This is a genomic window from Listeria sp. PSOL-1, from assembly GCF_902806445.1.
GTDB lineage: Bacteria > Bacillota > Bacilli > Lactobacillales > Listeriaceae > Listeria.
The window spans coordinates 1,060,504-1,072,335 of sequence record NZ_LR760298.1 but is presented as its reverse complement, the minus strand read 5'-3'; the positions used below and the strand labels follow the sequence as shown (position 1 = coordinate 1,072,335).

Here is an 11,832-nt window from a genome sequence, read left to right as displayed (position 1 = left end):
GAGAGGGTGTACATGATGAGTAGAAATGCGTATAGCCGTGCAGGCGTTGATGTGAAAGCTGGTTATGAAGTGGTGGAACGAATTACAAAACACGTTGAACGGACAAAACGTTTAGGTGCAGTTCATTCACTTGGTTCTTTTGGTGGGATATTTGATTTAAGTAAGCTTCATTTGCAAGAACCTGTACTTGTTTCAGGAACAGATGGTGTAGGTACGAAGCTGATGCTGGCTATTCAAATGAAAAAACATGACACCATTGGTATTGATTGTGTTGCCATGTGTGTGAATGATATTTTGGCGCAAGGTGCCGAGCCACTTTATTTTTTAGATTATCTAGCTACAGGAAAAATTAACCCTAGCAAAATGGAACAAATTGTAAAAGGTGTAGCAGATGGTTGTGAGCAATCCGGATGTTCACTAATAGGCGGAGAAACAGCTGAAATGCCTGATATGTATGCGACTGAAGACTATGATTTAGCAGGTTTTGCAGTGGGAGCAGTAGAGAAGAAAAAACTCATTCAAGCAGAACAAGTTAAGGCAGGGGATCTTTTGATCGGTCTTGCCTCCAGTGGGATTCATAGCAACGGCTTTTCCTTAGTTAGAAAAATCTATTTTAAAGATCATGACTTTACTTTAAATGAAAGATTACCAGAATTTGAGCGAACACTTGGAGAAGAGCTCCTTGAACCAACACGAATTTATGTCAAACCTGTTTTAGCACTTTTTGAGAAATACAACATTCATGGCATTTCGCATATTACTGGCGGCGGTTTTATCGAAAATTTACCACGCATGTTTTCTGAGGATTTGGCTGCAGAAATTAAACATGGAAGTTGGCCAATGTTGCCTATTTTTACAAGTTTGCAAAAGCATGGGGATTTACTAGAAATGGAAATGTATCAAATCTTTAATATGGGAATTGGAATGGTCCTTGCCGTTTCAGAAAAAGATGCAGAGGGCGTGCTAGAAGTGCTAACGAAAGCTGGAGAAAGAGCGTATCAAATTGGACAAGTGGTTCCAAAAAAAGCAGCCTCTGTCATTTTTACTGAGGGAGGAGAGTAAATGAGGATTGCGGTTTTTGCTTCTGGCGCGGGCACGAACTTTCAAGCGATGGTGGACGATGCTAGGTTAAAAAAACATATTAAACTGCTTGTCTGTGATCACCCTTTAGCAGGGGTTTTAAAACGCGCTAAACAGGCAGGAGTCCCGTATTTTTCTTTTAAACCGAAAGACTATCCGAATAAGGAACATTTTGAACAAGAAATATTACAACTTTTGCAGAAGATGAAGATTGATTTCATCGTTTTGGCTGGGTATATGCGCTTAATTGGGCCTGTTCTCTTGAAAGCCTTTGATCGTCGTATGATTAACCTCCATCCTTCTCTTTTACCAAACTTCCCTGGGAAAGATGCGATTGGCCAGGCGCTTTTAGCTAGAAGTGATGAAACAGGGGTAACGGTCCATTTTGTCGACCAAGGGATGGATACAGGTGAAATCATTGCGCAAGAACGAGTTTGCATAGCAAAAGACGATACAAAAGCAACATTAACAGCCAAAATCCATCAAGTAGAACATCATTTTTATAAAGAAGTGATTAAGCGATATTTTTTAGAAAAGGAAGATGATTTATGAAAAGGGCGCTAATAAGTGTTTCTAATAAAACGGGCATCATTCAATTTGCTAAATCATTAGTTGATATTGGTTTTGAAATTATTTCAACGGGTGGTACGAAAGAGGCGCTTGAGCGGGCGAACCTACCTGTTACATCTGTTGAAACTGTGACTGGTTTTCAAGAAATGTTAGATGGACGCGTCAAGACATTAAACCCTCACATTCACGGGGGCCTTCTTGCTAAACGGGATGATCCAGAGCATATGAAGCAACTCGAGTTAAAAAATATCTGTCCAATTGACCTGGTTTGCGTTAACTTATATCCTTTCCAAGAGACAATTGCTAAAAAAGAGATTTCTTTAGATGAGGCCATTGAGCAAATTGACATTGGCGGCCCAGCAATGCTTCGTTCTGCCGCAAAAAATTACGCAGATGTCACGGTTGTTGTTGACCCAAATGATTATTTAACTGTCATTACTGAATATCAAAAAAATAAGCAAACAGAGTTCGTCACTAGAGAAAAATTAGCAGCAAAAGTATTTAGACATACAGCTTTTTATGAGGCACTGATCGCAGACTATTTAACAGAGATCACGCAAGAAAAATTCCCTGAAAAGATAACACTTGCGTATGCGTTAAAAGAAACACTTCGTTACGGGGAAAATCCCCATCAAAAAGCCGCTTTTTATACAGTGCCTTTTGCTAAAGAAAATACGATAAGTTGCGCTAAACAGCTACATGGAAAAGCTTTAAGTTATAATAATATCCGTGATGCAAATGCTGCTTTAAACATTGCCGCTGAATTTAGCGGCCCTGTCGTAGTGGCTGTGAAACATTTGAATCCATGTGGTGTTGGTAGGGGAAACACCATTGAATCCGCTTATCTTAAGGCTTACGAAGCAGACCCAATCTCGATTTTTGGTGGAATCATCGCTTTAAACCAAGAAGTAGATGAACGAACAGCAAGACATATGAGCGAGCTTTTCTTAGAAATCATTATTGCACCAAGTTTTTCAAAAGAGGCATTTAAGCTATTAAGTCAGAAAAAAAAAATTCGTTTGTTAACAACTTCTTTCGCTAAGTCGAAACAAGCCATTGAAAAAGTTTCGATAAATGGTGGGCTTTTACTGCAAGACGCAGATGCACTTGTTGAAAATCCTGAAGCGTATCAAGTGGTGACCAAAAAAAAACCAACTGAAACCGAACGAAAAGCACTTGAAATGCAGTGGAATGTTGTGAAGCACGTGAAATCGAATGCCATCGTGATTGGAGATGACACGCAGACAGTAGGAATTGGTGCAGGCCAAATGAATCGTATTGGCGCAGCACAAATTGCAATTTCCCAAGCAGGTGAAAAATCAAAAGGAGCTGTTCTAGCCTCAGATGCTTTTTTCCCAATGAGTGATACAGTAGAAGCTGCAGCAAAAGCTGGAATAACAGCAATAATTCAGCCAGGCGGTTCCATTCGTGATAAAGAGTCTATTGATAAGGCTGATCAATACGGAATCGCAATGATACTAACCAATATACGCCATTTCAAACATTAAAAGGATGTGAATAGACAGTGAATATACTTGTCATTGGTCGAGGTGGACGGGAACATGCAATCTGTAAAAAACTATTAGAATCTAACAAAGTGGCACAAGTGTTTTGTGCGCCTGGAAGTGATGCGCTAGTAAAAGAAGGAATAATTTGCCCTAACATCAATGAAATGGACTTTGAAAAATTAATCAACTTTGCTAAGGAAAATCGCATCGCTTTTGTCATTATCGGGCCTGAAGTGCCACTTTTAGAAGGAATGGTAGACGCTTTTTCAGCAGCGGGAATCAAAGCATTTGGACCAACAAAACGAGCAGCACTCATTGAAGGAAGCAAAGATTTTGCTAAACAGTTTATGCAAAAATATCAAATTCCAACAGCCTCTTCAAAAACATTCACTGATTATGAGCATGCGCAAAATTATGTCAATCAAGTAGGCGCTCCAATTGTCATTAAAGCAGATGGTCTAGCAGATGGAAAAGGCGTTGTTGTAGCGATGACGTTAGCAGAGGCCACACTTGCTTTAAAAGAAATGCTACTTGAAAATAAATTTGAAAAAGCATCAGAAAAAGTTGTGATTGAAGAGTTTTTAGTAGGTGAAGAATTCTCGTTAATGGCTTTTGTAAATGGCAAAAAAATTTACCCGATGGAAGTAGCGAAAGATCACAAGCGTGCTTATGATGGAGCTAAAGGGCCAAACACAGGCGGAATGGGAGCTTACTCGCCTGTTCCACAAATTTCAGAAGCCCTAGTCGATGAAGCCATTCAAAATGTCCTTGTGAAAGCGGCAAATGGTCTGTTTCAAGAAAATCGTGCTTTCCGTGGTGTTTTATATGCTGGTTTAATGGCGACATCAAGTGGTGTTAAAGTGATTGAGTTCAATGCACGCTTTGGTGATCCGGAAACACAAGTTGTATTGCCGCGGCTTACAAGTGACTTTGCTGAGCTTATCCAAGCGCTACTTGACGATGAGGAGCCCGTTGTGACTTTTAAAGAAACCGGCGTCAATTTGGGGATTGTGCTTGCCAGTAAAGGATATCCCGCTTTTTATGAGAAAAATCATTTAGTAACTGGATTAACAGAATTAAGTGCTGAAGTTACGGTTTATCACGCAGGAACTTATTTAAATGAAGCCGGTGAATTCATTTCAAATGGAGGACGTGTCTTGCTCCTCACACTTGAAGCAAAAGATATGACTGACGCACGTCAACAACTTTATAAGGAAATGGAAAAGCTTGATACTCCTTCTTTTTTTTACCGAATTGATATCGGCGGAGAGGAGTAAATCGAAGCAAAGCATCAAATAAAAGCCGACCTTTTATCTAAATTTAAACTAAATATTCAATTTGGAAAGATAAAAAAGTTGTTTTTCACGCGTTGGTACGTTAAAATATGAAAGTAATGATTGAACGATAATCGGAGGTATACGTATGCAAATCGAAAAATTGCGCGGAGAAGGTTTAGATGATTTTTTTAAAAGCGTTTTAACATTAAATTCTTTAGAAGAATGCTATGCTTTTTTTGATGATGTTTGCACGGTGAATGAAATCCAATCGATGTCCCAACGGTTTCAAGTTGCAAAAATGCTTTCAGAAGGTAAAACTTATAACGTCATCGAAGTGGAAACTGGGGCAAGTACAGCGACCATTTCTCGTGTGAAACGTTCACTTAACTATGGGAATGATATGTATTTAAAGATTTTTGAGCGGATGAAAGAGCAAAGTTGAATCAATAAAAAGATGATTTCTAGAAAAGTAGAAATCATCTTTTTATTTACAAACCATTAAAATAAAAACTTAATCAATCCGGTAGCCGATAAAAATACAAAAATAATCGCAAGAGGCGCTACAAAACGGATCACAAACAACCAAATGATAAACAATTTTTTCCCAAAATGATTGCTTGCCGTAAACTCTTCAAATAGTACAGCTCTAGGTAAACGATAGCCTACAAAAAGCGCAATGAAAAAGGCTCCAAATGGCAAAATGATATTAGAGACTAAGTAATCGGCTAGTTCAAAGAAGGTTAATCCAAAAAGATGGATATTGCTTAAAACGCCAAAACTAAGTGCTGAAGGAATTGCCAAAATAACAATCAATAAGCCGATCCAATTTGTTGCACGTCTTCTTGTGGCTCCTTTTGTTATCAGTGGAGCAACAATCGCTTCAAGTAGTGAAAAACTTGAAGTTAGTGCGGCAAAGGCAAACAAGATTAAAAAGATGATAAAAAAGAAGGTTCCAAATGGTAATTGATTAAAAATGGTTGGTAAGATGACAAACAATAGTCCAGGCCCTGCATCGGGTTTAATACCAAAAGAAAAAGCAGCAGGGAAGATCGCAAGCCCAGCCAGTAGCGACACAACCATGTTCATTAGCGATACAGATAAAGCAGAACCAGGTAAACTAGTCTTTTTATCCAGATAAGAACTATAGGTCACCATAACCGATAATCCAACGCTAAGTGAGAAGAAAGCTTGTCCCAATGTAATTAAAATGGTATTTGCTGTAAAATGAGAAAAATCCGGTTTTAAAAAATAACTAACCCCACTCATAGCACCAGGTAGCGTCAGTGAACGAATAATTAAGACGATAAATAAAATAAAAAGTGCAGGCATCATCACTTTATTCATTTTCTCAATGCCAGCAACAACCCCACGATTAATCACAAGAACATTCAAGAAAATAAAAACAAATGTCCCTAAAAGCGAAATCCAAGGATTGGCCGTTGTATTCGCAAATTCAGTTAACAATTGTGTTTGAGTCGTACCATGAATCGTTAGGGTGACCGCTTTAAATAAATAAGTAATGATCCAACCACCAACAACGCTATAAAAAGAAAATAGAATGCTTGCTCCAATGACACCAAGGCGACCGATCAAATTCCATTTAGTACCTGGCGCTAGTTTTTCATAAGCGACGATCGCATCTTTTCTAGAATGACGACCAATTATAAACTCAGCAATTAAAAGTGGCATAACAACGAATACAGTAATGAGTAAAAAAAGTAGAAAAAAGGCTCCTCCACCAGCAGTTGCTGCCACATATGGTAATTTCCAAATAGCGCCAATGCCGATCGCTGACCCGGCAGAGGCAAGGATAAACCCTAATTTTGAACTCCATTCTTCTCTACTTTGTTCCATAAAAACTCCCCTTTATTTTCAGTTAATCTTTTTTATCATACCATAATTTCAAGTAAAGCCATATAGCTTTATTTAAATAAGTTAAAATATTTACAGGATAGATGAACGGAAGCACAACTAATGCTATAATAAAAAAGCAAGAAAATACATGAGGGGGATAACTTTTTGCAGCATTTATTTAAAATTGATCCAGCGAAAAAATTACCACCCGGTGCAGTATCTAAGCTTGAATCAAGCGGGACTTCAGGATTTATCATTGGTGGAACAGATAACCTGACACATGAATTAGTTGTTGCTACATATGAACTTTTTGCTGAAACAGAACTTCCCGTTTATTTAGAAGTGAGTCAGCCTGATATCATTTTACCTGTTTGCGATTTGTTTTTAATCCCTAGTGTTTTAAATACAAATGATGTGGCTTGGCTACATCAGAAGCACCATCAGGTTGTTAAGCAGTTCCACGGGTTTTTGCCTTGGGATAAAATGACATCTGTCAGCTATATTATCTTAAATAAAGAAAGCAAAGTAGCTACTTTAACACAAGCAAAGACCGATTTAACCGTAGCTGATATTATCGCTTATGCTGAGATTGCCGACAATCTCTTTCAAATGCCTGTTGTTTATTTAGAATATAGCGGCATCTATGGAAATAAAGAAGTCGTTCGTACCGTTTCAGAGGTGTTAAAGCGCGCGAAGTTATGGTACGGCGGTGGAATTAAAACAAAAGAACAAGCGCTTGAAATGGCGCAGTTTGCTGATACAATTGTAGTTGGAAATATCATTTATGAGGATTTTGCAGCAGCGCTTGAAACAGCTATGGTCTTTAAGTAAAGCATTTTGAAGCAAATTATGTTAAAATAAGAACAAATGTTTGTATGGTGGTGGGAAAATGAAATGGAATAAAGAAGAGTTATTAGCAGGGCTTAACCCCGAACAGAAAAATGCAGTAGAAACAACAGAAGGACCACTTTTAATTATGGCCGGTGCAGGCAGTGGAAAAACGCGTGTCTTAACACACAGAATCGCTTATCTGATAAAAGAACGAGAAGTCAACCCCTATAATATTTTAGCAATCACATTTACGAATAAAGCAGCACGTGAAATGAAAGCACGGATTGGCTCGCTTTTAGGTAGTACTTCTGAAAGTATCTGGATTTCCACATTCCACTCAATGTGTGTACGTATTTTACGCCGTGACATTGATCGGATTGGTTATGCGCGTAATTTTACCATTTTAGATAGTGGCGACCAGCTCTCTGTCATTAAAGGAATTTTAAAAGAAAAGAATATTGACAGTAAAAAATTTGAACCGCGCGGGATCCTCGCTTCAATTAGCAATGCTAAAAACGAACTGATAACAGCAGCAGCGTATGAAAAAGAAGCAACAGGGTACTACGATAAAATGGTAGCCGAAGTCTATACACTTTATGAGAAGAAGTTGAAAAAAAACCAATCGCTTGATTTTGACGATTTGATTATGGTAACCATCAGCCTCTTTGAACGAGTACCAGATGTGTTAGAATACTATCAGCGCAAATTTCAATATATTCATGTGGATGAATATCAAGATACCAATCACGCACAGTACTTACTTATAAAGCTCCTTGCTGCAAGGCTTAGTAACTTATGCGTTGTTGGTGATTCTGATCAATCCATTTATGGTTGGCGTGGTGCAGATATTACAAACATCCTTTCTTTTGAAAAAGATTACCCAAGTGCTAAGGTCATTTTACTTGAAGAAAATTATCGCTCAACAAAACGCATTCTTGAAGCAGCAAACCATGTCATTGAAAACAATCATAATCGTAAACCGAAAAATCTTTGGACAAAAAAAGATGAAGGAAAAAAGATTTTCTATCATAAAGCATTAACAGAAAAAGAAGAAGCAACTTATGTTGTCAGCAAAATTCAAGAAGAGATAAAAGCTAATAAACGTCCACTTTCCGATTTTGCGATTTTGTACCGGACAAATGCACAGTCACGTGTACTAGAAGAATATTTTATGAAATCAAATATCAGCTATACAATGGTTGGTGGGACGAAATTCTATGACCGTAAAGAAATTAAAGATATTTTGGCTTATTTACGCTTGATTTCAAACAATGATGATGACATTAGTTTGACAAGGATTGTCAATGTTCCAAAACGCGGTGTTGGTGCTACTTCACTCGATAAAATTGCCCAAACAGCAGCTGCTTATGATATGACTTATTTTGAAGTGCTGGAACGGATCGAGTTAGTCGGTCTTTCAACTAAAATTAGCAAACAGTTAGCCGCTTTTTATGAGCTCATTCGCGGTTTTACGGAAATGCAGGAATTTTTATCAGTGACAGAACTTGTTAATGAAGTACTTGATAAATCAGGTTACCGTGAAATGCTAAAAAACGAACGAACACTTGAAGCTGAAGCACGCCTTGAAAATATCGAAGAGTTTTTATCCGTTACACAAAATTTTGAAAAAGAAAATGATGACAAATCATTGCTTTCATTTTTAACAGATTTAGCACTTGTTGCAGATATTGATAAATTAGAAGAACAAGAGGGTGAACAAATAGGATCAGTCACTTTGATGACGCTTCACTCCGCAAAAGGCTTAGAATTTCCAGTCGTTTTTTTAGTAGGACTGGAAGAGGGGATTTTCCCTCATTCAAGAGCGCTATTTGAAGAAGATGAAATGGAAGAAGAACGCCGTCTTGCTTACGTAGGCATTACACGTGCAGAAGAAGAACTTTTTATAACAAGCGCTTATTCGCGGATGCTTTATGGACGCCAAGCTTCAAACAAAGAATCGCGCTTTATCGGTGAAATTCCCCAAGACTTACTTGAAACAGGCCAGGAAAGTCGCATACAAGATGTGCCATTTTCTCGTGCTAGAATCATGCCAAAGCAAGTGGCTAACTATAACGCATCAGGAGCTTCTTCATTTGGATGGAGTGTAGGAGATAAAGCTGGTCATAAAAAATGGGGAGTCGGAACAGTTGTTAGCGTAAAAGGAGAAGGGGATAATATGGAACTTGATATTGCCTTTCCAAGCCCAACTGGTGTAAAACGCTTATTAGCAGAGTTTGCCCCAATTGAAAAAGTTTAAAGTAGGTGGATAAGAAGTGGAAGAAAAAAAACGTTATCAGGAAATAAAAGAGCTGCTTCTAGAATACAGCCATGAATATTACGTAGAAGATAACCCAACCGTAGAAGATGCCGTATATGATAAATACATGCAGGAATTACTACAAATCGAAAAAAAACATCCTGACTGGGTGACAAATGATTCACCAAGCAGACGTATTGGTGGTGAAGTGCTTGAAGGTTTTACGAAAGTGCGGCACGGGAAACCAATGCTAAGCCTTGCTAACGCTTTTAATAAAGAAGACCTACTAAACTTTGACAGACAAATTCGCGAAAAAGTTGGTGAAGACAGGGAATATATGTGCGAATTGAAAATCGATGGACTAGCTATCTCACTTACGTATGAAAATGGGCAATATAAACAAGGCGCAACACGTGGAGATGGCACAATCGGTGAAGATATCACGGAAAATTTACGTACCATTCGTTCAATCCCAATGAAACTAAAAAAACCTTATTCCATTGAAGTTCGTGGCGAAGCTTTTATGCCTAAAAACTCATTTAAAAAGTTAAATGAAAGACGTGAAGAAGAAGGGCATACACTATTTGCTAACCCACGGAATGCAGCTGCGGGTTCACTCCGGCAATTGGATACAAAAATCGCCGCACAAAGGAATCTTGATATTTTCTTATATGCCGTTTCCGATTTTGGCGAAATGGGTGTAAAAAGACATAGTGATGGCTTAGATATGCTCCATTCACTTGGACTAAAAACAAATAAAGAACGCCGCGTTTGCCAAACGATGGACGAAGTTTTTGCTTACATTGAAGAATGGACGGAAAAACGGACACAGTTAGATTATGATATTGATGGGATTGTTCTGAAGTTAAACAGTTTAAGCGAGCAGCGTGAAATGGGCGAACGGATTAAAACACCACGTTGGTCGATTGCTTATAAGTTTCCAGCAGAAGAGGTCCGAACTGTGTTAGAGCGAATTGAGTTAAACATAGGAAGGACCGGCGTTGTAACACCTACTGCTATCCTTGATCCAATCTTTATAGCAGGAACAACCGTAAGCCGAGCATCCCTCCATAATGAAGATTTAATTCATGAAAGAGATATTCGCATTGGAGATACCGTAGTGATTAAAAAAGCAGGCGATATTATCCCAGAAGTTATTCGAAGCCTTCCAGAAAAACGTGATGGTACACAAGTTACTTTTCACATGCCAAAAGAATGTCCCGCTTGTCAAAGTGAACTTGTACGTTTAGAAGATGAAGTTGCCCTTCGCTGTATTAATCCAAAATGCCCCGCTCAAATCAAAGAAGGATTGATCCATTTTGTTTCACGGAATGCAATGAATATTGATGGATTAGGTGAAAAAGTTGTCACGCAACTTTTTTCACATCAATTCATTAAGGATGTTGTCGATTTATACTCTCTTTCTAAAGAAAAACTGCTTGATTTAGAGCGAATGGGCGAAAAATCTGTAACAAATTTGCTTGACTCCATTGAAAAAAGCAAAGCAAACAGCTTGGAACGGCTATTATTTGGTTTAGGTATCCGCCACGTTGGAGCAAAAGCTGCGCGTACGCTTGCCATTCAATTTGATACGTTAGCAGCATTAAGCAAGGCATCTAAAGAAGAACTAACAGAAATTCCTGATATTGGGGATATCATGGCAGACAGTATAGTCACCTATTTTAGTAATGATGAGGTTCATGAATTGATGGATGAACTTAAAAAAGCAGGCGTGAATATGACTTATACCGGGCCAAAACCCGCAGAACGCGCTCATGAAGAACTTGTTTTTTCAGGTAAAAAAGTTGTCTTAACAGGAAAACTAACTCGGCTAACAAGAAATGACGCCAAAGCGTTAATTGAAAATCTAGGTGGAGACGTCGCTGGAAGTGTAAGTAAAAAGACAGATATTGTTATTGCCGGGGAAGATGCAGGAACAAAACGAGAGAATGCAGAAAAGCTTGGTATTCCTATTTGGCGTGAAGATGACTTACTAAACTATTTACCAGATAAAGTAGAAAAAGAAATCGAAGGAGACTAAGCTGGAATTTTTAGCCCAAAATAGACATATGCTCTACAAACCCAGCTTGTCTATGATATAATTCTAACATTAGTGAAAAAAACAAAGTTGAACTAAAAGGAGGATGGCGTTTTGACAAACATATCCAAAGAAACGGTTGAAAAAGTAGCAAATCTGGCAAAACTAGAAGTAACAGAAAATGAAGCAAATATTTTTGCCGGGCAGCTTGGTAAAATTATAGAAATGGTTGAAAAACTAAACGAACTTGATACAACAAGTGTTGAGCCAACTTCCCATGCCATTGAAATCGCAAATGTACTACGTGAAGACGTTTCAAAACCAGGCTTACCACGTGAAGACGTATTAAAAAATGCCCCAGAAACACAAGATGGCATGTTTAAAGTACCAACCATTATTGAAGAATAGCAGTTTAGG

The 11,832-nt window shown here is 38.3% G+C and carries 10 protein-coding genes; 9 read left to right on the top strand and 1 reads right to left on the bottom strand.

Annotated features, from left to right (window positions below):
• Nucleotides 1–15 precede the first annotated feature (15 nt).
• The 5 genes from purM to G6Q10_RS05185 all read left to right on the top strand — a co-directional run bounded on the left by purM (nt 16) and on the right by G6Q10_RS05185 (nt 4,877).
• Nucleotides 16–1,062 (top strand): phosphoribosylformylglycinamidine cyclo-ligase, encoded by a 1,047-nt coding sequence (gene purM / locus G6Q10_RS05205; RefSeq protein ID WP_163655755.1) that lies wholly within the window; start codon nt 16–18, stop codon nt 1,060–1,062.
• Nucleotides 1,063–1,632 (top strand): phosphoribosylglycinamide formyltransferase, encoded by a 570-nt coding sequence (purN, locus tag G6Q10_RS05200; RefSeq protein ID WP_163653734.1) that lies wholly within the window; start codon nt 1,063–1,065, stop codon nt 1,630–1,632.
• Complete coding sequence (gene purH / locus G6Q10_RS05195; protein ID WP_163653731.1) at nt 1,629–3,158, top strand: bifunctional phosphoribosylaminoimidazolecarboxamide formyltransferase/IMP cyclohydrolase; 1,530 nt, start codon at nt 1,629–1,631, stop codon at nt 3,156–3,158. Before purN ends, purH begins: the two co-directional genes overlap by 4 nt.
• Before the next feature lie 17 nt (nt 3,159–3,175).
• Nucleotides 3,176–4,435 (top strand): phosphoribosylamine--glycine ligase, encoded by a 1,260-nt coding sequence (gene purD / locus G6Q10_RS05190; RefSeq protein WP_163653728.1) that lies wholly within the window; start codon nt 3,176–3,178, stop codon nt 4,433–4,435.
• 145 nt (nt 4,436–4,580) lie between these two features.
• Nucleotides 4,581–4,877 (top strand): YerC/YecD family TrpR-related protein, encoded by a 297-nt coding sequence (locus G6Q10_RS05185; RefSeq protein ID WP_163653726.1) that lies wholly within the window; start codon nt 4,581–4,583, stop codon nt 4,875–4,877.
• A 56-nt stretch (nt 4,878–4,933) separates the two neighbouring features.
• Here the strand turns inward: G6Q10_RS05185 and G6Q10_RS05180 are convergent, their stop codons facing one another.
• Nucleotides 4,934–6,289: a sodium-dependent transporter gene (locus tag G6Q10_RS05180; RefSeq protein ID WP_163653724.1), complete on the bottom strand. Its 1,356-nt coding sequence runs from the start codon at nt 6,287–6,289 to the stop codon at nt 4,934–4,936.
• A gap of 165 nt (nt 6,290–6,454) precedes the next feature.
• Between G6Q10_RS05180 and G6Q10_RS05175 the strand changes: the two genes are divergently transcribed.
• The 4 genes from G6Q10_RS05175 (at nt 6,455) to gatC (ending at nt 11,823) form a co-directional block, all read left to right on the top strand.
• On the top strand, nt 6,455–7,120 hold the full coding sequence (locus G6Q10_RS05175; RefSeq protein WP_163653722.1) for a geranylgeranylglyceryl/heptaprenylglyceryl phosphate synthase: 666 nt from the start codon (nt 6,455–6,457) through the stop codon (nt 7,118–7,120).
• 58 nt (nt 7,121–7,178) lie between these two features.
• Nucleotides 7,179–9,377: a DNA helicase PcrA gene (gene pcrA / locus G6Q10_RS05170; protein ID WP_163653720.1), complete on the top strand. Its 2,199-nt coding sequence runs from the start codon at nt 7,179–7,181 to the stop codon at nt 9,375–9,377.
• 16 nt (nt 9,378–9,393) lie between these two features.
• Nucleotides 9,394–11,418 (top strand): NAD-dependent DNA ligase LigA, encoded by a 2,025-nt coding sequence (gene ligA / locus G6Q10_RS05165; RefSeq protein WP_163653718.1) that lies wholly within the window; start codon nt 9,394–9,396, stop codon nt 11,416–11,418.
• 111 nt (nt 11,419–11,529) lie between these two features.
• Complete coding sequence (gene gatC, locus G6Q10_RS05160; RefSeq protein ID WP_163653715.1) at nt 11,530–11,823, top strand: Asp-tRNA(Asn)/Glu-tRNA(Gln) amidotransferase subunit GatC; 294 nt, start codon at nt 11,530–11,532, stop codon at nt 11,821–11,823.
• Nucleotides 11,824–11,832: the final 9 nt, after the last annotated feature.

Excerpts from the sequence above, each read along its gene's own strand:
- purH (WP_163653731.1), top strand. The coding sequence starts at position 1,629 with ATGAAAAGGGCGCTAATAAGTGTTTCTAATAAAACGGGCATCATTCAA.
- pcrA (WP_163653720.1), top strand. The coding sequence starts at position 7,179 with ATGAAATGGAATAAAGAAGAGTTATTAGCAGGGCTTAACCCCGAACAG.
- purM (WP_163655755.1), top strand. The coding sequence starts at position 16 with ATGAGTAGAAATGCGTATAGCCGTGCAGGCGTTGATGTGAAAGCTGGT.
- G6Q10_RS05185 (WP_163653726.1), top strand. The coding sequence starts at position 4,581 with ATGCAAATCGAAAAATTGCGCGGAGAAGGTTTAGATGATTTTTTTAAA.
- G6Q10_RS05180 (WP_163653724.1), bottom strand. The coding sequence starts at position 6,289 with ATGGAACAAAGTAGAGAAGAATGGAGTTCAAAATTAGGGTTTATCCTT.
- purN (WP_163653734.1), top strand. The coding sequence starts at position 1,063 with ATGAGGATTGCGGTTTTTGCTTCTGGCGCGGGCACGAACTTTCAAGCG.